21 protein-coding genes are annotated in these 23,977 nt (G+C 44.4%); 18 read left to right on the top strand and 3 right to left on the bottom strand.

Annotated elements, in window-relative coordinates; translation table 11 throughout:
- Positions 1–211: 211 nt before the first annotated feature.
- Positions 212–1,252: a lactonase family protein gene (locus ACED53_RS08895; RefSeq protein WP_017101921.1), complete on the top strand. Its 1,041-nt coding sequence runs from the start codon at positions 212–214 to the stop codon at positions 1,250–1,252.
- A 101-nt stretch (positions 1,253–1,353) separates the two neighbouring features.
- Here ACED53_RS08895 and ACED53_RS08890 read toward each other — a convergent pair whose 3' ends face one another.
- Positions 1,354–2,529, bottom strand: coding sequence for a 2-octaprenyl-3-methyl-6-methoxy-1,4-benzoquinol hydroxylase (locus ACED53_RS08890; protein ID WP_017101920.1), 1,176 nt, complete (start codon positions 2,527–2,529; stop codon positions 1,354–1,356).
- A gap of 308 nt (positions 2,530–2,837) precedes the next feature.
- Here ACED53_RS08890 and miaB point away from each other — a divergent pair, with 308 nt between their 5' ends.
- The 5 genes from miaB (at position 2,838) to lnt (ending at position 8,570) form a co-directional block, all read left to right on the top strand.
- The gene (gene miaB, locus ACED53_RS08885) at positions 2,838–4,262 is read left to right on the top strand and encodes a tRNA (N6-isopentenyl adenosine(37)-C2)-methylthiotransferase MiaB (RefSeq protein WP_017101919.1); all 1,425 of its coding nucleotides are present in this window, start codon (positions 2,838–2,840) and stop codon (positions 4,260–4,262) included.
- A gap of 163 nt (positions 4,263–4,425) precedes the next feature.
- On the top strand, positions 4,426–5,547 hold the full coding sequence (locus ACED53_RS08880; protein ID WP_017101918.1) for a PhoH family protein: 1,122 nt from the start codon (positions 4,426–4,428) through the stop codon (positions 5,545–5,547).
- Positions 5,548–6,009: an rRNA maturation RNase YbeY gene (gene ybeY / locus ACED53_RS08875; RefSeq protein ID WP_017101917.1), complete on the top strand. Its 462-nt coding sequence runs from the start codon at positions 5,548–5,550 to the stop codon at positions 6,007–6,009.
- Between the two features lie 120 nt (positions 6,010–6,129).
- Positions 6,130–7,020: a CNNM family magnesium/cobalt transport protein CorC gene (gene corC, locus ACED53_RS08870; protein WP_012603382.1), complete on the top strand. Its 891-nt coding sequence runs from the start codon at positions 6,130–6,132 to the stop codon at positions 7,018–7,020.
- Positions 7,021–7,052: 32 nt separating this feature from the next.
- Positions 7,053–8,570 carry an apolipoprotein N-acyltransferase gene (gene lnt / locus ACED53_RS08865; protein WP_017101916.1) on the top strand — a complete coding sequence of 506 codons (1,518 nt, stop codon included), beginning with the start codon at positions 7,053–7,055 and terminating at the stop codon, positions 8,568–8,570.
- 91 nt (positions 8,571–8,661) lie between these two features.
- Here the strand turns inward: lnt and ACED53_RS08860 are convergent, their stop codons facing one another.
- Positions 8,662–9,132: a zinc ribbon-containing protein gene (locus tag ACED53_RS08860; protein ID WP_017101915.1), complete on the bottom strand. Its 471-nt coding sequence runs from the start codon at positions 9,130–9,132 to the stop codon at positions 8,662–8,664.
- Positions 9,133–9,395: 263 nt separating this feature from the next.
- Here ACED53_RS08860 and leuS point away from each other — a divergent pair, with 263 nt between their 5' ends.
- From leuS to lipA, 12 genes are all read left to right on the top strand, one after another.
- Entirely contained in the window at positions 9,396–11,972 is a 2,577-nt protein-coding gene (gene leuS, locus ACED53_RS08855; protein WP_017101914.1) for a leucine--tRNA ligase, read from the top strand.
- Positions 11,973–12,151: 179 nt separating this feature from the next.
- Positions 12,152–12,808 (top strand): LPS assembly lipoprotein LptE, encoded by a 657-nt coding sequence (gene lptE / locus ACED53_RS08850; protein WP_012603378.1) that lies wholly within the window; start codon positions 12,152–12,154, stop codon positions 12,806–12,808.
- A 9-nt stretch (positions 12,809–12,817) separates the two neighbouring features.
- On the top strand, positions 12,818–13,843 hold the full coding sequence (holA, locus tag ACED53_RS08845; protein ID WP_017101913.1) for a DNA polymerase III subunit delta: 1,026 nt from the start codon (positions 12,818–12,820) through the stop codon (positions 13,841–13,843).
- Positions 13,844–13,907: 64 nt separating this feature from the next.
- Positions 13,908–14,225 (top strand): ribosome silencing factor, encoded by a 318-nt coding sequence (rsfS, locus tag ACED53_RS08840; RefSeq protein WP_009848475.1) that lies wholly within the window; start codon positions 13,908–13,910, stop codon positions 14,223–14,225.
- Positions 14,226–14,228: 3 nt separating this feature from the next.
- A complete protein-coding gene (gene rlmH, locus ACED53_RS08835) occupies positions 14,229–14,699 on the top strand; it encodes a 23S rRNA (pseudouridine(1915)-N(3))-methyltransferase RlmH (protein ID WP_017096211.1) in 471 nt (156 codons plus the stop codon).
- A gap of 6 nt (positions 14,700–14,705) precedes the next feature.
- Positions 14,706–16,598, top strand: coding sequence for a penicillin-binding protein 2 (mrdA, locus tag ACED53_RS08830; RefSeq protein ID WP_017101912.1), 1,893 nt, complete (start codon positions 14,706–14,708; stop codon positions 16,596–16,598).
- The gene (rodA, locus tag ACED53_RS08825) at positions 16,598–17,719 is read left to right on the top strand and encodes a rod shape-determining protein RodA (RefSeq protein ID WP_009848472.1); all 1,122 of its coding nucleotides are present in this window, start codon (positions 16,598–16,600) and stop codon (positions 17,717–17,719) included. The genes mrdA and rodA overlap by 1 nt, the downstream gene beginning before the upstream one ends.
- A gap of 3 nt (positions 17,720–17,722) precedes the next feature.
- Complete coding sequence (locus ACED53_RS08820) at positions 17,723–18,562, top strand: septal ring lytic transglycosylase RlpA family protein (protein WP_029225605.1); 840 nt, start codon at positions 17,723–17,725, stop codon at positions 18,560–18,562.
- Positions 18,563–18,655: 93 nt separating this feature from the next.
- A complete protein-coding gene (locus ACED53_RS08815) occupies positions 18,656–19,837 on the top strand; it encodes a serine hydrolase (protein WP_017101910.1) in 1,182 nt (393 codons plus the stop codon).
- A 232-nt stretch (positions 19,838–20,069) separates the two neighbouring features.
- Positions 20,070–20,348 carry a DUF493 family protein YbeD gene (gene ybeD / locus ACED53_RS08810; protein WP_029223108.1) on the top strand — a complete coding sequence of 93 codons (279 nt, stop codon included), beginning with the start codon at positions 20,070–20,072 and terminating at the stop codon, positions 20,346–20,348.
- 195 nt (positions 20,349–20,543) lie between these two features.
- Positions 20,544–21,203: a lipoyl(octanoyl) transferase LipB gene (lipB, locus tag ACED53_RS08805; protein ID WP_012603371.1), complete on the top strand. Its 660-nt coding sequence runs from the start codon at positions 20,544–20,546 to the stop codon at positions 21,201–21,203.
- 4 nt (positions 21,204–21,207) lie between these two features.
- The gene (gene lipA / locus ACED53_RS08800) at positions 21,208–22,173 is read left to right on the top strand and encodes a lipoyl synthase (protein ID WP_017096213.1); all 966 of its coding nucleotides are present in this window, start codon (positions 21,208–21,210) and stop codon (positions 22,171–22,173) included.
- A gap of 154 nt (positions 22,174–22,327) precedes the next feature.
- On the opposite strand, the gene ACED53_RS08795 is transcribed toward lipA, so the two are convergent.
- Positions 22,328–23,689: a sodium-dependent transporter gene (locus ACED53_RS08795; protein WP_017101909.1), complete on the bottom strand. Its 1,362-nt coding sequence runs from the start codon at positions 23,687–23,689 to the stop codon at positions 22,328–22,330.
- Positions 23,690–23,977: the final 288 nt, after the last annotated feature.

Here is a 23,977-nt window from a genome sequence, read left to right as displayed (position 1 = left end):
ATTTAGGTTCTGGCGCCGAGAGGTGTGAGAGTTCAAGTCTCTCCGACCGCACCATCATTGAATGGAACCCAGCTTTTTAGCTGGGTTTTGTTTTATCTGGAATATGTAAATCTGCAAGCCAAGTCACCAAGTATTCTCTCCTATAACCTCACTTTTACTACAATTTTATTAGACAATGTCTGCTCCATTTCCTAACTGAGTATGACTGCCTATGAAAACCCTCCCTTTAACGATCGGTTGCTACACAGATTCTCCAAGTAATAGCCAAGGTGTATATCAAACTCAGTTAGATCTAGAAACGGGAACGCTGTTGCCTTTAGAGCTTATAGCGGCCTGCACTAACCCCTCGTTTATTACCACGACAAAGCTGGGGGTCTACACAGCTTCTGAAGTTGACCAAAAGATGCAACCACAACTGATTCATATACCGAATTCTGATTCAACAATAGCGTCAAATACTGGACCAATCTCAGGAGATCACCCTTGTCATATCACGATAGATCCCCACAATAAGTTTGCTATTACATCGCAATATTCATCAGGGACATTCGATATCTTTAGTTTAAGTATCAATGGCAATATCGATAAACGGCTCAAAACACTCAAAATGGTTGGTTCTGGACCTAATGCAGAAAGACAAACAGGCCCACATGCACATCAAAGCCTTTTCCTAAAGAACTCTCCGCAGTTTGTCACCGTCGATCTCGGAGCCGATCGAATCAACTTCTATTGCTTTGACGAAGAGCAAGAAGAGTTCCTTGATGAACCAATGCAATCTATCAAAGTGCGGGCAGGGAATGGACCTCGTCACCTAATCTTTAACCAAGCCGAAGATAGAGCCTATGTGGTGTGTGAGCTCTCTGAAACGATATTGATTTTGGAAAAGTCTTTAGGGGTGTGGAGTATTGTGGAAGAGGTTGATGCATTAGCAAATATGGAGAAAGGAGAAGCCGCAGCTGCGATTAAGCTATCGCCAGATGAGCAATTCCTTTATGTGTCTTGCCGACATCAATCCAGAATCAGTTGTTTTAGAATAGACTCCGTCACTCAAAAGCTCATTTTTATGGATAGTTACGATGTTGAAGGTAAGTTCCCTCGCGACTTTCATATCACTAAAGACGGGCAATGGCTTATCGCCGCAAACCAGCATTCCAACAACCTCACATCATTCAAACGAGATATTGAAGATGGCTCCCTCACCTATACTGGATGCTCTTTAGCCATCGATGCACCTGTGTGTGTAACGCAATAGTATTAAGAACTAAGCACTAAGCACTAAGCACTATCACGAAATCAAAAAAGGAAAGCCTCAGCTCTCCTTCTTTTTATAACTCAATAATTTGGACTAACCAATCACAACCCTAAAGCGTATTTAAGTACCTGTGATTTAATCGGCCCTGAGTTTTCTGCTAGCTTTAGTGCAGCATTACGCACAAACTTAAGTGGGCCAATGTCATTGCTAAACGTTTTGTAGAAAAAGTCCATGCTACTTTGCATCATTAGATTGTCACCTCTTCTGATCACTTCATAGCGTCTCGCCACTGATTGATTCAATTCACCTTTCTCTTGGGTGATATCCAATAGTGCTGCCACATCTTTAAAACCCAAGTTAACACCCTGCCCTGCTAGAGGGTTAATCGTATGTGCAGAGTCTCCGACTAAAATACAGTTATTCTTTGAGTATGATTGAGCATGACGTCGTGTCAGAGGAAAAGAACCCGAGTTCAAAACTTTGATATCACCTAACTCTTTAGGAAAGTGAGTAAGTACTTCATTACGTAGTTTTTCAGGGGGCATTGCTGACAGTTGCTTAATACGCCGTGGAGAATCATACCAAACTAACGAGCCCTGCCCGACTTCTTGATCGTCAGAGACTAGAGAACACAAAGGCAAAAATGAACGAGGACCACTTGGTAAAAATTGCTGCCAAGTAATATCTTGCTGAGGCTGTTCTGTTTCTACGTTGATAAGCATGCAGTGCTGTCGGTAACCCCAAGCCGTAATACCAATCCCTGCTTGCTGACGGACGGCTGAATTTGCGCCATCAGCGCCAACCACCCACTTCGCTGACAACTGAGTACCCGACTGAAGCTTGACTATATTGGTTTCACCAAACTCAATCTCATCGAGCTTTTCTGGACATAACAGTTCGAGATTGTTGTAGGCATCAAACTGAGCCCATAAACCCAATTGGATTAATCGATTCTCAACGATGTAACCTAAACGAGGTAAATCAAGAGATGCAGCATCAAACCGAGTACGACACTCTGGGTGTTCCCAAGTTTCCAATCGCTTGTAAGAACAGACGCGCATCGCTGCAATACTTTGCCATGCACCAAGATCTTCAAGCAAATCGACCGATGCTTGAGAAATCGCTGACACACGAATGTCCATCGCTTGCGACTCATCAAAAGCTTGTGGGGCAAAACCTTCGATCACCGCAACACTCAGACCTTGCTTTGCAAAACCGATTGCTGTTGCTGCACCAACCATGCCGCCACCGACGACTACAATATCGTAACTGTTCATATTTTGTACTTATCAGTTTGATTCTTTGACTGTTTTTGATTGTACTTTTTCATAACGAACTTGTAACCAAAAACCTTATTCGAAAGAAGGGTTATCCCTTATGGCATATGGCGTTAACGATAATAAAAACCACTACATAAGAGATTTGTTCAGACTACTAGTCAGTCGGTTTTGAAACCAGTACAATACGCCGCTTGCCGCTAGAGCCTGTCATAAAATTGAATACCGAATTATGACGAACGGAGCTAGCGGATGAATAATGGGCGATTTGCTCCCTTAAATTAAACTAACGATCGAGCGAACATATAATGAGTAAGAAACTGCTAATTAAAACTTGGGGCTGTCAGATGAATGAATATGATTCATCAAAAATGGCCGACCTGCTTAACGCTGCAAATGGCTATGAGCTAACTGAAGTACCTGAGGAAGCAGACGTACTACTATTGAATACTTGTTCTATCCGCGAAAAAGCGCAAGAAAAAGTATTCCACCAGCTTGGTCGTTGGAAAACGCTTAAAGATAAAAAAGAAGGTGTGGTGATCTGTGTGGGTGGCTGTGTAGCGACTCAAGAAGGTGATCACATTCGTCAACGTGCACCTTACGTAGACGTTATCTTTGGCCCACAAACATTACACCGTTTACCAGAGATGATTAAGTCATCACTGTCTAACGAAAAGCCAGTAATGGACATCTCTTTCCCAGAGATCGAAAAGTTCGATAACCTGCCAGAGCCAAAAGCAGACGGCGCAACAGCCTACGTTTCTATCATGGAAGGTTGTTCTAAGTACTGTACTTACTGCGTTGTTCCATATACTCGTGGCGAAGAAGTTAGTCGTCCAATGGATGATGTGCTATTCGAAGTTGCACAACTTGCAGAGCAAGGCGTACGTGAAGTAAACCTGCTAGGCCAAAACGTAAACGCATTCCGAGGCCCTACTCACGAAGGTGACATCTGCACATTTGCAGAGCTCCTTCGCCTAGTTGCGTCTATCGACGGTATCGACCGTATTCGTTTCACAACAAGCCACCCGCTTGAGTTTGGTGACGACATCATTGAAGTTTACAAAGATACCCCTGAACTAGTGAGCTTCCTTCACCTACCAGTACAAAGTGGTAGTGACCGTATTCTTACGATGATGAAGCGTCCACATACGGCTATCGAGTACAAATCTATTATCCGTAAACTGCGTAAAGCTCGTCCTGACATTCAAATCAGCTCTGACTTTATTGTTGGTTTCCCTGGTGAGTCTAAGCAAGACTTCCAAGATACAATGAAGCTAATTAAAGAAGTTGATTTCGATATGAGCTTCAGCTTTGTTTTCTCTCCACGTCCAGGTACGCCAGCGGCAGATTACCCATGTGATGTACCAGCACAAGAGAAAAAAGATCGTCTGTACGAACTGCAACAAACAGTAAACACACAAGCTATGCGTTTCTCTCGTCTAATGCTAGGCACAGAGCAGCGTATTCTTGTTGAAGGTCCATCAAGAAAGAATCTCATGGAACTGCGTGGCCGTACTGAAAACAGCCGTGTTGTGAACTTCGAAGGTTCTGCAGACCTAATCGGTCAGTTTGTAGATGTGAAGATCACTGAGGTTTACACTAACTCACTACGTGGTGAGCTAGTTCGCACAGAAAAAGACATGGGTCTACGCGTTGTAATGACTCCAGCAGAAATGATGGAAAAAACAAAACGTGAAGACGAGCTAGGTGTAGCGACATTTACGCCATAGGCAATACAACTGTTTGAGCACAAAGCGCAAACACAAAGCTTGAAATTACCTAACTAAGTGACCATCTTAGAAATAGGGATATCACCATCAAAAGCCCGGTCTAAATCGGGCTTTTTGCTCTTTTTTATATTTAAGAGTGAGTGGCACAAAATGAGAGGCTAATTTGAGCAATAAAATCGTTACCTTAGAGATAAATCTAGAGCCAGCAGACAACAAGCGCTTGGCAAGTTTATGCGGTCCATTTGACGACAACATCAAGCATCTTGAGCGTCGTCTGGGCGTTGAGATTAATTACCGTAGCAACTTTTTCACGATTGTCGGTAAGCCTCACACTACAGCCGCCGCTTTAGACATCATCAAACACCTCTATGTTGAAACGGCTCCAGTTAAAGGCAACATAATCAATATCGAACCAGAGCAAGTGCATCTGGCCGTCACTGAGTCTGGTATTTTGGAGCAACACGTCGAGTCTGAAATCGACTACGGCAAAGAAGTGACCATTAAGACTAAAAAAGGCGTCATCAAGCCTCGCACGCCAAACCAAGCACAATACCTAATGAACATGGTCACTCATGACATCACTTTTGGTATTGGACCTGCTGGTACTGGTAAAACATACTTAGCTGTTGCGGCTGCGGTTGATGCACTTGAACGTCAAGAAGTTCGTCGAATCCTACTGACTCGTCCTGCTGTTGAAGCTGGTGAGAAGCTTGGTTTCCTACCGGGTGATTTAAGCCAAAAAGTAGACCCATATTTGCGTCCGCTTTACGATGCACTGTTTGAAATGCTTGGCTTTGAGCGAGTTGAGAAGCTGATTGAACGTAACGTGATTGAAGTTGCTCCACTGGCTTACATGCGTGGTCGTACATTGAATGATGCGTTTATCATTCTTGATGAGAGCCAAAACACCACGGTAGAGCAGATGAAAATGTTCTTAACCCGTATCGGTTTTAACTCTCGCGCTGTGATCACAGGTGATATTACGCAAATCGATTTACCTCGTGGTGCAAAATCAGGCCTACGTCATGCAACTGAAGTGCTCAGTGAAGTGGATGATATTAGCTTTAACTTCTTCATGTCTGAAGACGTCGTTCGTCACCCTGTCGTTGCTCGTATCGTCAACGCGTACGAGAAGTGGGAAGCAAAAGACCAGAAAGAGCGCAAAGAGTTTGAACAACGTAAGCGTGAAGAGCGCGAGGCCAAGCTTCTTGAGGCTCAACAAGCAGTTACGATACAATTAGCAACACAAAATAGCTCTGTCATTGCAGAACAAGGTGATAAATAGATGTCTATTGAACTAGACCTGCAAATAGCGGTCGAAAATGAGCAAGGTCTTCCAACCGAGCAAGATATTCAGCTTTGGTTGGATAAGACAATCCCTCAGTTTCAAGAGAGTGCCGAGTTGACGGTTCGTATTGTTGATACACAAGAAAGCCACCAGCTCAATCATGACTATCGTGGAAAAGATAAGCCAACTAACGTGCTGTCTTTCCCATTTGAAGCACCACCAGGAGTGGAATTAGATCTACTGGGTGACCTCATTATTTGCCGCCAAGTTGTCGAAAAAGAAGCAGAAGAGCAAAGTAAGCCTCTGCTAGCACACTGGGCTCATATGGTTGTACATGGCAGTCTGCATCTGCTAGGTTATGATCATATCGAAGATGATGAAGCTGAAGAGATGGAGTCACTCGAAACAGAAATCATGCAAACTATGGGGTTTGAAGACCCGTATATTCTAGAAAAGTAAATCGATTCTAGTAAAGTAGGTTGCAGAGAAACAATAACTCATCGAACCTGTGATTTTCGCAGGAATCTGAGTTGTAACGTGTGCTATCACACTTCTGATAGCGTTATTTTTTGAGAAATCATGAACGAAGGTAACCCCCCCACTTCTGAGGGAAGTAAAAAATCTGAAGGTCCGAGTAGAAAGTCCTTCTTTGAACGCCTAGGCCAACTATTTCAAGGTGAAGTAAAAGATCGCCAAGAGCTCGTAGATGTAATCCGCGACTCAGAAATTAATGACCTCATTGACCACGACACGCGCGACATGCTCGAGGGTGTCATGGAAATTTCAGAGATGCGAGTACGCGATATCATGCTGCCTCGCTCTCAAATGGTTACAGTTGAACGCACCGATGATTTAGATACATTGATTGCGCTTATTACTGATGCTCAACACTCTCGCTACCCAGTGATCAGTGAAGATAAAGACCATGTTGAAGGCATTCTATTAGCGAAGGACCTACTTAAGTATTTGGGTTCAGAAAGTGCCCCATTTGATATCGAGCAAGTGATTCGACCTGTCGTGGTTGTTCCTGAAAGTAAGCGAGTTGATCGCCTGCTTAAGGAATTCCAAGAAGAGCGTTACCACATGTCTATCGTTGTCGATGAGTTTGGCGGAGTTTCTGGCCTGGTAACCATTGAAGATATCCTCGAAGAAATCGTTGGTGAAATTGAAGACGAGTTCGACGATGAAGAAGAGCTAGATATTCGCAAGCTGAGTAAGCATACCTTCTCTGTAAAAGCTTTAACCACTATTGAAGAGTTCAACGATACGTTTAACACTGCCTTTAGTGACGATGAAGTGGATACCGTAGGCGGTATGGTGATGACAGCACTCGGTCACCTGCCAGTTCGTGGCGAAATTGTAGAAATCGAAAACTACCATTTCAAAATTACGTCTGCAGATAACCGTCGTGTGATTCAGTTACAGGTAACCATTCCTGACGAACAGCCTCTTCCTACTATCGAAGAATAACAACTTCTCTCTAAAGAGATGACAGAAATTAGATGACTAAGACCTTTATTCATCGCCTATTACGGCCGCTTGCGGCCGTTTTTGTTGGCGCTATAACCACCCTTTCATTCGCTCCATACTCTATATGGCCTCTTGCTATTCTCAGCCCAGCTTTGTTGCTGTTACTGATCCACAACCGCTCTCCTAAGAGTGCGCTTTGGATTGGCTACGCATGGGGTTTAGGTCAATTCACGACAGGTATCAGCTGGGTATACGTCAGCATTGATGGTTTTGGCGGCATGCCACTGGCTGCCAACCTATTTTTGATGGCATTGCTTGTTGGCTACCTAGCCGTTTATTCGGGTCTATTTACCTGGAGTTTGAACAAGTTCTTCCCTGCTAATAACCTAAGCCGCTTTTTCCTTGCAGCTCCTGCATTGTGGTTAATCAGTGATTGGCTACGTGGCTGGGTAATGACGGGCTTCCCTTGGCTTTGGTTAGGCTACAGCCAAATCGATTCGCCACTAGGTTCATTTGCACCGATTGGCGGCGTCGAGTTAGTAACTCTAGCGATCATTGTTTCAGCCTCTGCATTCGCTTATGCGATTGTTAACCGGGCCTGGAGTATCGCTATCATTCCTGCCGTCGTATTTAGCACCGGTTTTGGTATTCGCAACATCGATTGGGTCACGCCGAACCCGGAAAAAACTACGTCAGTCGTCTTAATACAAGGCAACGTCGATCAAGACAGCAAATGGCTGCCGAGTCATCGCTGGCCAACCATGATGAAGTACACCGACCTAAGCAGAGAAAACTGGGATGCCGATATCATCATCTGGCCTGAAGCGGCTATTCCAGCATTCGAAGTTGAGATTCCATCTTTCCTACGCAACATAGACAGTGCAGCCAAGATGAACAACAGCTCGATCATCACTGGCGTGCTGAATCAATCTGAAGATAAGAAGTACTACAACAGTGTTCTTTCACTTGGTGTGAATCCATATGGTGAGTACAGCTACGATCCAGACGAGCGCTATCATAAACACCATTTGTTACCGTTTGGTGAGTTTGTTCCGTTTGAAGATATCTTGCGCCCATTAGCACCGTTCTTTAACTTGCCAATGTCATCATTTAGCCGTGGCGACTTTGTTCAACCAAACATCGTAGCAAATGGTCGTCATCTAGCGCCTGCGTTGTGTTATGAGATCATATTTAATGATCAAGTTAGACAAAACGTAACAGATGAAACTGACTTTATTCTAACGCTCTCTAACGATGCGTGGTTTGGTCGTTCGATTGGGCCATTGCAACATATGGAAATTGCACAGATGCGTGCTCTAGAGCTTGGTAAGCCGCTTATTCGCTCTACCAACAATGGTGTGACGGCTGTTACCGATTATAAAGGCAACATCATCAAACAAGTGCCTCAGTTTGAAACGGCCGTATTAAAAGCTGAACTCATTTCAACGGATGGTCAAACGCCTTATCACACAGTTGGTACTTGGCCACTGTACATCTGGACGTTGCTCAGTTTGGTGATGGGTTGGGTAATTAGAAAGCCAAAGAGCTAGATTCGAAGAAAAGTGATTAGAGGGTTGACTGATTGAGTCAACCCTTTTTTATTGCTGTGGTTTAACATTGATAGCGCTATAGTTCGGAAGCTTACGGTTTAAGGGCTTTACGACTAAACCCTTTAGAACCACATTTAATGCATGGAATGATATTGGTTGGATGGTTATATTCGGTTTGATGACCACACTCGTCACATACCAAAGTACCTAACCCAATGACTTCTCCCGCTTGATATAAGCCCTGATGCTCTAAATCTTGGAACAGTTCAACCCATTCCACCTTAGTACGATCAGTAATATCCAACAGCCCTTGCCAAATAGAGTCTGCAATCATCAAATAGAACGGACCACCTTTACTCTCTTCATAGCTTTCGGAAAACTCTTTTAAATCTGACTTCACGTAAGCGGAAATCAACGACAGCTCGTCTTTGGTCATGTCATTGGCTGCTTTCGCATACTTACCTGACGTTTCTATTTTGTTGTTAAGCTCTTCAGGACTATGCTTCAGCGTTTCGATGACCTCTTCAACCACTTCTTCATAGAGTGCTTTTTTCTTCGGCATAACAACCTCCTTAAGATAACCAACTTTTACGCGGGCAAACGGATGTGCCGCAATGCACTCCCGCTCACAAACAAATGCAATTCATACTCTTAAGTATAGTTGCCCTGCGAAATTCAGTGAAAATTACGCCATCTACTAGGCAGCAACTGCAAGTATGAAGGGTATAACTATTGTTGTACTAGGCTCCTTTAGGTATTCTATGACGATCTGTAAGATTCTGTTCTAACCGAACTCACAAATTCCAAGATAACCGGATACCATCGATGCAAGAACAATATAACCCGCAAGAGATTGAACAAAAGGTTCAACAACACTGGGATAACAGCGAGACTTTCGTTGTAAGTGAAGACCCAAACAAAGAAAAATTCTACTGTCTTTCTATGTTCCCGTACCCAAGTGGCCGACTGCACATGGGTCACGTGCGTAACTACACCATCGGTGATGTGGTATCTCGTTTCCAACGTCTACAAGGCAAAAACGTAATGCAGCCAATCGGTTGGGATGCATTCGGCCTACCAGCAGAAAACGCAGCTGTAAAAAACAACACAGCGCCTGCTCCGTGGACTTACGAAAACATCGAATACATGAAAAACCAGCTTAAGCTTTTAGGCTTTGGTTACGACTGGAAACGTGAATTCGCAACGTGTACGCCTGAGTACTACCGTTGGGAACAAGAGTTCTTCACGAAGCTTTACGAACAAGGCCTAGTTTACAAGAAGACATCTTCTGTTAACTGGTGTCCAAACGACCAAACGGTTCTTGCAAACGAGCAAGTAGAAGACGGTTGCTGCTGGCGTTGTGATACTCCGGTAGAACAAAAGAAAATCCCACAGTGGTTCATTAAAATCACTGAGTACGCTCAAGAGCTACTAGACGATCTAGACAACCTTGAAGGTTGGCCTGAAATGGTTAAGACCATGCAGCGCAACTGGATCGGCCGCTCTGAAGGTGTTGAGCTATCTTTCGCTGTTAACGGTGAAGAAGCGCCATTAGAAGTGTACACAACACGTCCTGATACACTAATGGGTGTTTCTTATGTTGGTATCGCTGCAGGTCACCCTCTTGCAGAGAAAGCATCACAGAACAACCCTGATCTTGCAGCATTCGTTGAAGAATGTCGTAACACCAAGGTGGCTGAAGCTGAACTCGCAACGATGGAAAAGAAAGGTATGGATACTGGCTTAACGGCTATCCACCCTCTTAACGGTCGTGTTGTTCCTGTTTACGTAGCTAACTTCGTTCTTATGGATTACGGCACAGGTGCGGTAATGGCGGTTCCTGCTCACGACCAACGTGACTACGAATTCGCAACTAAGTACGGCATCGATATCATCCCAGTGATCAAACCTGAAGATGGTTCTGAGCTAGACGTGTCTGAAGCGGCTTACACTGAGAAAGGTATACTGTTCGATTCTGGTGAATTCGATGGTCTTGCATTCCAAGAAGCATTCGATGCAATCGCTGCGAAGCTTGAAGCTGAAGGCAAAGGTAAGAAGACAGTAAACTTCCGTCTACGTGACTGGGGCGTTTCTCGTCAGCGTTACTGGGGTGCTCCAATCCCAATGGTAACGACAGAAGACGGTGAAGTTCACCCAGTACCAGCAGACCAACTGCCCGTTATTCTTCCAGAAGACGTGGTAATGGATGGCGTAACTAGCCCAATCAAGGCGGATAAGTCTTGGGCTGAAACCACATTCAATGGCGAACCTGCGCTACGTGAAACTGATACGTTCGATACTTTCATGGAGTCTTCATGGTACTACGCGCGTTACTGTTCACCACAAGCTGATGACATTCTAGATCCAGAGAAAGCTAACTACTGGCTGCCAGTTGACCAATACGTTGGTGGTATTGAGCACGCTTGTATGCACCTGCTTTACTCTCGTTTCTTCCACAAGCTTCTTCGTGATGCGGGTTACGTGACATCTGATGAACCGTTCAAGCAACTCCTATGTCAAGGCATGGTTCTCGCTGACGCGTTCTACCACACGAACGAGAAAGGCACGAAAGAATGGATTGCTCCAACTGACGTGACTATCGACCGTGACGCAAAAGGTCGCATTGAAAAAGCAGTCGACAACCAAGGCCGCGACGTTGAACACTCAGGTATGATCAAAATGTCTAAGTCTAAGAACAACGGTATCGACCCACAAGAGATGGTAGACAAGTACGGCGCTGATACAGTACGTCTATTCATGATGTTTGCATCGCCTGCAGACATGACACTTGAGTGGCAAGAGTCTGGCGTTGAAGGTGCAAACCGCTTCCTTAAGCGTGTTTGGAAACTGGTTCACGCTCACTCTGCTAAGGGTGCAGCTGAAGCTGTTGACGCTTCTGCGCTATCTGGTGACCAGAAAGCACTTCGCCGTGATATCCACAAGACTATCGCGAAAGTAACGGACGATATCGGCCGTCGCCAAACGTTCAACACAGCAATCGCTGCAATCATGGAGCTGATGAACAAGCTAGCGAAAGCGCCTCAAGAGTCTGTACAAGATCGTGCAATTCTTGATGAAGCACTAAAAGCAGTTGTACGTATGCTTTACCCTATGACGCCACACATCTCTTACGAAATGTGGATTGCATTGGGTGAATCAAACGTAGACTCAGCAACATGGCCAACTTTCGATGAGAAAGCGCTAGTTGAAGACGAGAAGACTATCGTGGTAATGATCAACGGTAAGCTACGAGCAAAACTAACGGTTGCAGCTGACGCGACAGAAGAGCAAGTTCGTGAACTTGGTCTAAACGATGAGAACGCTAAGAAATTCCTAGATGGCTTAACTATCCGTAAAGTTATCTTCGTACCTGGTAAGCTTCTAAACATCGTTGCTAACTAATTTCGTTAGCACAGTGCAATTACTGAAGAATTAACGAACTTAATTCATCAAAAGCAGTCTGTAGACAGGGTAGCTAATAGCCCTGTCTACTTATTTAAGCGCTTTAGACTTGAGCATAACAACTCAAACGAACTAAAGCCTTTAAATAAGTATTCTACCTTCATGAGAGCCATCAAATAATGCGCCTGAATTCACTATCTTCATTGAAAGTTACTATTGTTGTTCTAACCGTTAGCCTGCTGAGCGCCTGTGGTTTCCATTTACGTGGTGACTACTCCGTGCCACAAGAGCTCAACAAGATCTCAGTAACCAGTTACGACCAATACAGTACGTTTACACGTATGATGAAAAGCCAGCTACGTATGAATGATGTAGAAATAGTGCCACCAGCTGAAAATATCCCTAACCTACATATTCTTGGTGAAGGAGTTGGGGAACGTACTTTGTCGCTATACCAAAATACTCGTGCCGCTGAGAAAGAGCTGACGCTTAACGCTTCATACCGCGTAACGATCCCAGAATTAGGGGCCAATACCTTCTCAACTAGCGTAACCCGCAGCTATTTAGACAACCCACTAACGGCACTCGCAAAATCGGTTGAGCGTGACATGATTGAAGACGAAATGCGCAAGCTTGCAACAAGCCAAATCCTTCGTCAAATGGCCCGACTGAAAGCGACTATTGCCGCAGGAAATATGAACCTAGAAGAGCTTGAACAGGTTCAAGTAAAAGAGCTAGAAAAACAGTACAACATCAAAAACATCGAAATTGACGATGTTGAGGTCGACGCAAGTGCAGTACCTGATGCTGAGCCTAGCGTAACTGTCGAGCAATAGGTTTATTTAATGCGTATTTTTGCTGATCGTTTATCTGAGCAACTTGCTAAGCAATTAAGCAACGTTTACCTAATTTTTGGTAACGAACCTTTACTGCTGCAGGAAAGCCGAGAAGCGATTCAAAAGACAGCCAAAGAGCAAGGCTTCGAAGAACGCCACCGCTTTGCTATTGATAGCAGTCTCGACTGGAATCAAGTCTACGACTGCACTCAAGCATTGAGCCTATTCTCTAGTCGTCAGGTCATCGAACTTGAATTGCCAGAGTCCGGGGTCAATGCGTCGATTGCAAAAGAATTACTCGCAATCTCTGAGCATATACACAACGATATTCTATTGATCTTGATTGGCACTAAGCTAACTAAGGCTCAAGAGAGTGCTAAGTGGTTTAAAGCACTCTCTAATCAAGGGCATTGGGTAAGCTGTTTAACTCCTGATGTCAGCCGCTTACCTCAGTTTGTCCAAACACGCTGTCGTCAGATCGGCTTATCACCGGATCCTGAAGCGATACAAATGTTGGCGCAATGGCATGAGGGTAATCTATTTGCGCTCACCCAAAGCCTAGAAAAACTGGCTCTCCAATACCCAGATGGAAAGCTCACATTAGTACGTTTAGAAGAATCGCTGAGTCGACACAACCACTTTACGCCATTCCATTGGAGTGATGCGTTATTAGCAGGCAAAGGCAACCGTGCACAGCGAATCCTGCGTCAGTTAGAAGCCGAAGGTGTCGAACCCGTCATCTTGCTGCGTAGCATACAACGTGAGCTTGCTCTGCTATTACAAATGCAGCAACAAATGAAGCAGATGCCAATCGCGCAGGTATTTGAAAAGCACCGTATCTGGCAATCAAAAAAACCTCTTTATAACGCCGCGCTAACAAGAGTTTCGATTTCTCGATTACACTCCCTGTTTGCGTTGCTCACTCAAGCTGAATTGATGACAAAAACCCAATATGAACAGTCGCCTTGGCCACTAATTCATCAGTTAAGCGTAGAGTTTTGTATCCCTTCAGCTTCAATCCCATCTCACGCATAAAAGCGTGGTATATTCTAGGGTCAACAGACCCTAAAAAGCTAAACTCAGATTAAAGGAACACCCCGTGTTACGTGAAGAACTAAAAGATTTTCTTGCAGACAAAGCCGACGACATGAAAGCAGAATCGATTGTGACTATCGATGTAGAAGGCAAATCAAGTGTTACTGACTACATGATTGTTTGTACTGGTACATCTAAGCGCCATGTTGCCTCTATTGCACAGCACGTTGCTGATGAAGTGCGCAAGGCTGGCATGAATCCCCTTGGCATGGACGGCCAAAAAGAAGGTGAATGGGTTGTTCTAGACATGGGCACAAGCATGCTTCACGTTATGCAAGAAGAGCATCGTGAACTGTACCAACTAGAAAAACTTTGGGGCTAAGCTTTGAAGATCCAGTTAATCGCAGTTGGTACAAAAATGCCAAAGTGGGTTGAAGAAGGCTTTAAAGAATATAAACGCCGCTTCCCTCATGATATGCCATTAGAACTCATTGAAATCACTGCGGGAAAACGCGGTAAAAATGCCGATATTGCACGTATTCTTCAAAAAGAAGGCGAAGCAATGTTAGCTGCAGTTCCGAAAGGCAACCGCATTGTCACACTCGATATCCCAGGAAGAAAGTGGGATACGCCTCAACTCGCAGAGCAATTGGAAAGTTGGAAGCTGGATGGCCGTGACGTTTCTATCCTTATTGGCGGGCCTGAAGGATTAGCACCAGCATGTAAAGCGGCAGCAGACCAAAGCTGGTCTCTGTCAGCACTTACTCTCCCTCACCCATTAGTACGCGTTATCATGGCTGAAAGCTTGTATCGAGCTTGGAGCGTCACTGCTAACCACCCTTATCATCGAGAATAAGCGTTAATGTTACGTAAACGTAGCCAAATTCGTGATTACAAAGCAGAAGCACGACTATTTACTAGTCGTGCTTCTGTTGCGTTTGCAGGGATTATAGTGATGATGAGCTTGCTGGTTGTGAACCTTTACAACATCCAAGTTAATCAATATCAGGACTATAAAACCCGCTCCAACGACAACCGCATCAAGGTCGTTCCAATCGCACCCAATCGTGGTTTAATTTACGACCGCAACGGTGTACTTCTTGCAGAAAACCGGCCTGTTTTTAATCTGGAGATCACCCCAGAAAAAGTCAAAAACATGGAAGATACGCTTGTTCGTTTACAAGCGTTAATCGACATACCACCGGAGCGTATCGAACGTTTTAATCGTGATCGTCGTAATTCACGTCGCTTCAAATCAGTACCTATTCTTAATCAGCTTACCGAAGAACAAGTGGCGGTCTTTTCTGTAAATCAACATAAGTTCCCAGGCGTTGAAGTGACAGGGACGCTAAAACGTTTCTACCCTTATGGTGATGTGTTAACTCACGTGATTGGCTACGTATCTCGCATCAACGACCGTGATATGCAGCGCTTGGTTCGTGAAGAGAAAGACGCCAATTACCAAGCCACCCGCGATATCGGTAAACTCGGCATTGAGCGCTATTACGAAGACATGCTACACGGCACCGCTGGCTATCAAGAAGTCGAAGTAAACAGCCGTGGACGAGTGATCCGCACTCTTAAATTTGTACCTTCGGCTCCGGGGAAAGATATCGTGCTCAACTTGGATATCAAACTTCAGCTATACGTGCATAAACTGCTTGATGGACGTCGTGGTTCAGCCGTGGTTCTCGACCCGAAAGACAATGGCGTATTAGCCATGGTTTCCAGCCCAAGCTACGACCCAAATGCCTTTGTGCATGGTATTTCCTCGAAAGGTTATAATGCCCTGCTTCAAGACAAAGACCGACCTTTAGTTAACCGTGCAACGCTAGGAATTTATCCGCCAGCATCGACGATCAAACCCTTCATTGCCGTCGCAGCTCTACAAGAAGGCGTAATTACTCCGAACACGACGCGTAATGACCCGGGCTATTGGAAGATTCCAAACTCAAAAACGAAGCCGTTCCGCGACTGGTTACGTTGGGGACACGGTGTCGTTGACATAGAGAAAGCCATTGAAGAATCGGTTGATACCTTCTTCTACCAAATTTCATTTGATTTAGGCATCGATCGCTTATCTAAATGGATGATGTTATTCGGTTTTGGTGATTACACTGGCATCGACATTTACGAAGAAAGCAAAGCGAATATGCCCACTCGCGAATGGAAAATGGCCAGACACCGTGTACCTTGGTATCAAGGTGACACCATCCCTGTCGGTATTGGCCAGGGCTACTGGACAGCAACACCAATGCAGATTGCAAAAGCGACTTCAGTATTGGTCAATGAAGGAGAGGTAACCGCTCCCCATTTACTACGCGCGACAATTGAGAACGGTCAACCGTTCGATGAACAAACGATATCTGAAATCGAAACGTACCCTCCGGTAACTGGTGTTAAGCAGAGATACTGGGATATCGCGCAAGAAGGCATGAGATTGGTAAACCACGGAAAGAAAGGCACAGCAAGACGCTCATTCCAAAAAATGTCTTATCAAACTGCTGGTAAATCAGGTACTGCACAAGTATTCGGTCTAAAAGAAGATGAAGAATACAACGCAGATGAAATCGCAGAACATTTACGCGATCATGCCCTCTTCACCGGTTATGCGCCTTTTGAAGATCCTGAAGCGGTCGTAACTATCGTTTTGGAGAATGCCGGTGGTGGTTCATCAAATGGTGGCCCAGTTGTAAGAAGAATTTTAGACCATATTATTCTTGCAGAAGATTATGAAAGTGAGCCAATAAAATAATGAAACTTGATCCTTCAACTGGACGAAATAGAGCCCTATTTGAACGGCTGCATATCGACCTTCCGCTATTGCTTGGCATTCTGGTTTTAATGGGCTTTGCCCTATTGATCATGTACAGCGCAAGCGGACAAAGCCTTGCGATGATGGATCGCCAAGCGATGCGTATGGTGCTGTCTTTAGGTGTGATGATCTTTTTAGCGCAAATCTCGCCTCGTACTTATGAGACCTTGGCTCCACTACTGTTTGCGGGCGGCGTTATTCTACTACTCGGAGTGTTGTTCTTTGGCGAGGCCTCTAAAGGTGCACAGCGCTGGTTAAACTTCGGCTTTATTCGATTCCAACCCTCTGAACTATTGAAGCTTGCAGTACCTTTGATGCTAGCTCGATTTATTGGTAAGCGCTCACTGCCACCCACTTTCCAAACCTTGGCTATCTCATTAGTGATGGTGTTTGTACCTACAATCCTTATCGCTAAACAGCCCGATTTAGGCACATCGATACTCATCGCAGCATCCGGTATCTTCGTGATATTCCTGGCAGGTATTAGTTGGAAGATCATTGCTAGTGCCGCGATTGCACTGGGTGGGTTTATTCCAATCTTATGGTTCTTCTTGATGCGTGAATATCAAAAAGTTCGTGTAAGAACCCTTTTTGACCCTGAATCAGATCCATTAGGTGCAGGCTATCACATCATCCAAAGTAAGATTGCAATTGGCTCTGGTGGTATATCAGGAAAAGGTTGGCTGCAAGGTACCCAATCTCAACTAGAGTTCATTCCAGAGCGCCATACCGACTTTATTTTTGCGGTCATCGCAGAAGAGTGGGGCATGATTGGTATTTTGTTTTTGCTCGCTATCTACCTGTTCATTATTGGCCGTGGCTTAGTGCTTGCAAGCCAAGCTCAAACAGCATTTGGGCGAATGATGGGCGGCAGTATCGTACTGAGTTTCTTCGTCTATATTTTCGTAAACATTGGTATGGTAAGCGGCATTCTACCTGTGGTGGGTGTCCCTCTACCTCTGGTCAGCTATGGCGGTACCTCTATGGTTACCCTTATGGCTGGTTTCGGTATTTTAATGTCAATCCATACACACAGAAAAGCATTCTCAAAGGCGACCTAATTGATGTCTGTTAAAGTAACTCCTATAAAAACATCTTTGGTTAATGAGCTGCCAATAAAAAAACTAGTATCTATAGTGAGCCTAGCCGTTGTTATAAACGGTTGTTCTTCGACAGAACCAACAGGACGCTACGATATAGATTCAGACATTGCACCAGACGCACCGATCTCAGTAGAGCATCTCGAGGATGCTCACCCTCAGTATGAACCTTATAGTTTAGGTGGTAACACGGATTACACTTTGCGTGGCGAAGACTACAAAATCGTAAAGAAGACAGAAGGGTTTACTGAGAAAGGCAAAGCCTCTTGGTACGGTAAGAAATTTCATGGTCATTTAACGTCGAATGGCGAGATCTACGACATGTATTCGATGTCTGCGGCACACAAAACATTGCCGATTCCGAGCTATGTAAAAGTGACGAATACCGACAATGACAAAACGACGATTGTGCGCATCAATGACCGAGGCCCATTTCATGAAGGGCGAATCATTGACCTTAGTTATGCCGCAGCATACAAACTCGATGTATTGAGAACAGGCACGGCAAATGTTGAGATAGAAGTCATCACTGTGGCTATGCCAACTGACGCAAATAAAAAGGCGGCTTTACCTCAATTTATTATTCAAGTAGCCACTTCCCAACATGAAGATAGAACCGAGAAGTTAGCCAAAGATCTAGGCGAAAAGTTAGCTGTAGCAACGTTCTTGCAGCCAAATGATGATAACTACCGCCTGATGCTTGGCCCATTTCATGACTATGCTCTGACTCAAGAAAAATTAGAACAAGTTAAGCTAATGGGTTACCCGTCAGCTTATATAAAAAAACACACGCTAACTCGCTAATTTATCTAACAGTTACTTCTGGTAATCAGCGCTCTGGTGTGACAGAGTGATTCTGTTAATATATGAATAGTTCACCTAATAATTGCATTCAAAATGATTAAATCTAATAAACTTGTTAAATCGATTTTTGCTACTTCAGTTGCACTTTCTGCAACGATAGCAACATCGTCATTCGCCGCTCCTATTATTGTTCCTGACGCTCCTCAAATCGCTGCTAAGGGATTTGTTCTGATGGATTACCATTCAGGCAAAGTACTCGCAGAGAAAGAGATGAACACTCAACTTTCTCCAGCAAGTTTAACCAAGATGATGACGAGCTACGTAGTCGGCCAAGAGCTAGAGCGCGGCAACATCAACCTAAACGACGATGTTGTTATCAGTGAAAATGCTTGGGCTAAAAACTTCCCTGATTCATCTAAGATGTTCATTGAAGTGGGTACAACCGTTAAAGTTGAAGAGCTGAACCGCGGTATCATTATTCAATCAGGTAACGATGCTTGTGTTGCGATGGCTGAACATATTGCTGGCTCTGAAGATGCATTTGTTGACTTAATGAACGCATGGGCGAGCTCTATCGGAATGAAAGACACGCACTTTGCTAACGTGCACGGTCTAGACAACCCTAACCTTTACTCAACGCCTTACGATATGGCGCTACTAGGTCAGGCGCTGATTCGCGATGTTCCTGATGAGTACCGTATCTACTCACAAAAGAAATTCACTTACAACGGCATCACCCAGTACAACCGCAACGGTCTGTTATGGGATAAGAGCATGAACGTTGATGGCATTAAAACGGGCCACACAAGCAATGCAGGTTACAGCCTAGTAAGCTCAGCAACCGAAGGTAAAATGCGCCTAGTTGCTGTTGTTATGGGCACCAAGAATGCTAACGCTCGTAAAACAGAAAGCAAAAAACTGCTTAGCTACGGTTTCCGCTTCTTCGAAACAGTGGCACCACACACCGCTGGCGAGACATTCGTTGAAGAAAAAATCTGGATGGGTAGCAAGGACACGGTTGCACTAGGTGTCGACGAAGATACGTTCGTTACTCTGCCTCGTGGCCAAGCTAAGAACCTGAAGGCAAGCTTCGTTCTTGAGAAAGAGCTAGAAGCACCAATCAGCAAAGGCGACGTTGTGGGTAAACTATTCTACCAAGTCGACGGTGAAGACGTTGCTGAATACCCACTACTTGCACTAGAAAATGTAGAGCAAGGCAGCTTATTTAGCCGCCTATGGGACTACCTAGTACTGCTGTTCAAGGGTTTATTCTAAATCAGCCAACGGTTTGTTCTACACAAAACCTAAGCTTGCTGTATAGCTAACCTAATGAGTAGGTTCATGATTTTCTCATTAGCGAAACAAAAGCCGCCATGTGCGGCTTTTGTTGATCTTGAGTTCGGTGATATTTACACGTAATATTCCGCATTATTACTCGTGTCTGTTGACCGAACACGCTTTTTATCGACATTTCGCCAATTTGCGAGAGTCTAGCCTTTTGGAGCTAATCATGAACATCAATTCTGATGCAAAACTAAAAGACCTCTTAGAGTTCCCTTGTTCATTCACTTACAAAGTTATGGGCTACGCTAAGCCAGAACTTACTGAACTAGTACTAGAAGTGATCCAGCGTCATGCTCCTGGTGACTACAGCCCAACTCTAAAACCGAGTGCGAAAGGTAACTACCACTCTGTTTCTATCAATATTACTGCGACTTCAATTGAGCAAGTAGAAACGCTATATAAAGAACTGGGCGAAATCGAAATCGTTCGTATGGTTCTGTAACTTTCGATTACGCATGAAAAACAGCGGCTTATTGCCGCTGTTTTTGTTTGAAACCCTCGCTCCCCTTCCAAAGCATTCAACTTAATTTTCAATAAATACAAAGAAAGTTGAAAAACCTTGCTGTCCGTCTGTAGTTAGAAACCTGTTTCGCGTTTATAATGCGCTCACTTTATTAATCCTTGAGGAAGTGCCGCTTTGCAAAATAAGCTAATCGTAAAAAAATTAGGTCGTCAGGATTACGAACCTGTATGGAAAGCCATGCATAAGTTCACAGACGAACGCACGGATGAAGACGTAGACCAAATTTGGTTGGTTGAACACAACCCAGTTTTCACTCAAGGACAAGCAGGTAAAGCTGAGCATGTATTAAATGCTGGTGATATCCCTGTGATACAAAGCGATCGCGGTGGCCAAGTGACGTACCACGGGCCCGGTCAGTTAGTCGCTTACTTCCTGATAAACATCCGCCGCAAGAAATTTGGAGTGCGTGATTTGGTTACTCATATTGAGAACCTCGTAATCAATACTCTGAAAGCTTACAATATAGATTCAACTGCCCGACCTGACGCTCCTGGTGTTTATGTCGATGGCAAGAAAATCTGTTCACTCGGATTACGAATTCGACGCGGCTGCTCGTTCCACGGGCTAGCACTCAACGTCGATATGGACTTGTCTCCATTCCAACGTATTAACCCATGTGGTTACCAAGGAATGGAAATGGCGCAAGTAAGCCAACTCGGCGGTCCAAGTGAACTAGAAAACGTTGAGCAACAGTTAATACAAGAGCTCGTAGAACTACTCGGCTATGACCAAGTAGACATTCAAGCCACCAGTAACATTACAGCAGAAGCATAAAATCATGAGCAAACCAATCCAAATGGAAAAAGGCGTTAAATATCGTGACGCTGACAAAATGGCATTAATTCCCGTAAAGAATATGCCTGCTGAACAGAAAGAAGTTTTACGTAAGCCTGCATGGATGAAGATTAAACTTCCTTCAGACAGCCATCGTATTCAAGAAATCAAATCTGCAATGCGCAAAAACAACCTGCACTCAGTTTGTGAAGAAGCGTCTTGCCCTAACCTAGCTGAGTGTTTTAACCACGGCACGGCAACGTTTATGATTCTTGGCGCTATCTGTACTCGTCGCTGCCCGTTCTGTGATGTTGCCCATGGTCGACCGAATGCTCCAGAAGCCGAAGAGCCGAAGAAACTGGCTAAGACGATTAAAGACATGAAACTGAAGTACGTTGTAATCACTTCAGTAGACCGTGATGACTTACGTGATGGCGGTGCTCAACACTTTGCTGATTGTAACCGTGAAATTCGCGAGCAAAACCCAAACATTCGTATCGAAACACTGGTTCCGGACTTCCGTGGTCGTATGGACGTTGCGCTTGAACTAATGAAAGACAACCCACCAGATGTTTTCAACCACAACCTAGAGACAGCGCCGCGTCTATACCGTAAAGCGCGTCCAGGTGCGAACTACAAGTGGTCTCTTGATCTGTTAAGAAAATTCAAAGAGCAGCATCCAAGCATCCCAACCAAATCAGGTGTGATGATGGGCCTTGGTGAGACGAAAGAAGAGATCGTTCAAGTATTGAAAGATCTTCGTGAACATGGTGTAACGATGCTGACTCTAGGCCAATACCTAGCACCAAGCCGTCACCACTTGCCAGTTGAACGCTACGTGCCGCCTTCTGAGTTTGATGAGTTGAAAGAGATTGCTCTAGAGCTAGGCTTCACTCACGCAGCATGTGGTCCGTTTGTACGTTCTTCTTACCATGCAGACTTGCAAGCACAAGGTATGGAAATTAAGTAATCACGATTGCTTAACGAACAATACAAAGGCGCTGAATTTTATGTTCAGCGCCTTTTTTCTATCGAACAAGCTTGTTCGATACAAAAACAACAAAGCCACTCATTAAGAGTGGCCTTGAACTGCAAGTCTAATCATCTAGATGTTAAATGGTCTACTAGCCAAAAGATGCCCAGATAACCGTTGCGACTAAAATTGGGCACACAAACTTCACATACATTGGCCAAACCTTACCAAACCAACCAAGTTGAAAATCAGGACAACCTTGTTCAAGTTCTTTCACTTTTGAAGCTCGGCTCCATACCCAACCACCAAACACACAGAACATCAGTGCAGCGACTGGTTGAAGGTACTGAGTCGCAATCATCGCAACCATGCCAAACATAGCGGCAAAGTTGTAAACAATCACCACACTGAACAATGCGATAGCACCACCAATTACCCAACTTGTTGGCGTTCGTCTGGTCTTAAAACGCTCACTAACAAGAGCGACAGGGGCTTCCAACATTGAAATCGATGAAGTAAGTGCAGCAATCGTTAGCAATAAGAAAAACACAATTGCGAAGACCTGACCCAGCATACCTAAGCTATCAAACATCAAAGGCAGAACCGTAAATACTAGGGTATCAGAGCTCAGTAATGAGCCATCTTCAGCATAGATTTGAACACCTTTTTGCATCGCAATAAACATGGCAGGCATCACGACTAAGCCCGCAATAAAAGCAACCGCGGTATCAACTAAGGTAACGTTCATTGCCATTTTTGGCAGGTTCTCTTTCTTACTTAAGTAAGAGCCATAAACCAACATCGAGCAACCACCAATAGTGAGCGAGAAGAAGCCCTGCCCCATAGCTGCCAAAATCAGTTTTCTATCCCACACTTTCTCAAAGTCTGGAACGAGGTAATGCTTTAGGCCTTCCATCGCGCCAGATTGCGTCATGATGTAAACAAACAATAAGCCAAATAACACAAATAGCGCAGGCATCAAACGGGTCGACCATTTCTCGATCCCCTGCTTAACACCGCCCTGAACAATCAAGATAGTCAGCACATAGAATGCGACGGTACCAAAAACATTGCGCTCAACACTGAAGCCTTTAAACCAATCAGCAGCGGCCTCTAGACCAATCAGGTCAGCGACAGCACCAATTAGGAAGCAGATCAACCAACCACCGACAATGCTATAAAACGCTAGCACTGCACTTGGAACACTCAACCCAATCCAACCGACAAATTCACCGACTTTCTTGCCTAACGGGTTTGTAGTCAAAGAACGCATGCTATCGACAGGATTTGCTTGGCCATGTCGACCAATAGCCATCTCAACCACCAGCATCGGGAAAGCAACCACGAAAATCATAATTAGGTAAACAAGCAGAAAAGCACCACCGCCGTTACTGGCGACTTGGGTTGGGAAACCCCAAATATTACCTAAGCCAACAGCTGCACCCGCCGCTGCTAAAATAAAACCCAAACGAGAGCTAAAGTGCTCTCTTGAAGAGGAAGATTGTTGGTCCATATTGCCCGCATTAAAAATCAGTGAACTAGTTGAGAAGTACAGTAATCAAAAGCAATGATAGGCACAACTAATAAATGAGTGATCTTCTAGTTTTTACAACAAATACGCTATTTAGAACCATTAAATTAACAAATAACTGGTCTTATCGTTTACCGAAAAGCAGTAAAGCAAGGTTCAGGACTAGAGAAACAATGGATTGAATTGAGATGATTACTCGTCGTATTGTTCAATTTATACGAACAAAAAGAGCACCAAATGGTGCTCTTGTGACTTATAGTTAGATTCAGA

The sequence above is a fragment of the Vibrio sp. 1F169 genome (assembly GCF_041439605.1).
GTDB lineage: Bacteria > Pseudomonadota > Gammaproteobacteria > Enterobacterales > Vibrionaceae > Vibrio > Vibrio tasmaniensis_A.
This window is presented reverse-complemented; position numbering and strand designations above follow the sequence as displayed.

Bases quoted from the DNA above. Each gene is read 5' to 3' on its own strand.
- ACED53_RS08895 (WP_017101921.1), top strand. From the start codon at position 212: ATGAAAACCCTCCCTTTAACGATCGGTTGCTACACAGATTCTCCAAGT.
- ACED53_RS08890 (WP_017101920.1), bottom strand. From the start codon at position 2,529: ATGAACAGTTACGATATTGTAGTCGTCGGTGGCGGCATGGTTGGTGCA.
- miaB (WP_017101919.1), top strand. From the start codon at position 2,838: ATGAGTAAGAAACTGCTAATTAAAACTTGGGGCTGTCAGATGAATGAA.
- ybeY (WP_017101917.1), top strand. From the start codon at position 5,548: ATGTCTATTGAACTAGACCTGCAAATAGCGGTCGAAAATGAGCAAGGT.
- corC (WP_012603382.1), top strand. From the start codon at position 6,130: ATGAACGAAGGTAACCCCCCCACTTCTGAGGGAAGTAAAAAATCTGAA.
- lnt (WP_017101916.1), top strand. From the start codon at position 7,053: ATGACTAAGACCTTTATTCATCGCCTATTACGGCCGCTTGCGGCCGTT.
- ACED53_RS08860 (WP_017101915.1), bottom strand. From the start codon at position 9,132: ATGCCGAAGAAAAAAGCACTCTATGAAGAAGTGGTTGAAGAGGTCATC.
- leuS (WP_017101914.1), top strand. From the start codon at position 9,396: ATGCAAGAACAATATAACCCGCAAGAGATTGAACAAAAGGTTCAACAA.
- lptE (WP_012603378.1), top strand. From the start codon at position 12,152: ATGCGCCTGAATTCACTATCTTCATTGAAAGTTACTATTGTTGTTCTA.
- holA (WP_017101913.1), top strand. From the start codon at position 12,818: ATGCGTATTTTTGCTGATCGTTTATCTGAGCAACTTGCTAAGCAATTA.
- mrdA (WP_017101912.1), top strand. From the start codon at position 14,706: ATGTTACGTAAACGTAGCCAAATTCGTGATTACAAAGCAGAAGCACGA.
- rodA (WP_009848472.1), top strand. From the start codon at position 16,598: ATGAAACTTGATCCTTCAACTGGACGAAATAGAGCCCTATTTGAACGG.
- ACED53_RS08820 (WP_029225605.1), top strand. From the start codon at position 17,723: ATGTCTGTTAAAGTAACTCCTATAAAAACATCTTTGGTTAATGAGCTG.
- ACED53_RS08815 (WP_017101910.1), top strand. From the start codon at position 18,656: ATGATTAAATCTAATAAACTTGTTAAATCGATTTTTGCTACTTCAGTT.
- lipA (WP_017096213.1), top strand. From the start codon at position 21,208: ATGAGCAAACCAATCCAAATGGAAAAAGGCGTTAAATATCGTGACGCT.
- ACED53_RS08795 (WP_017101909.1), bottom strand. From the start codon at position 23,689: ATGGACCAACAATCTTCCTCTTCAAGAGAGCACTTTAGCTCTCGTTTG.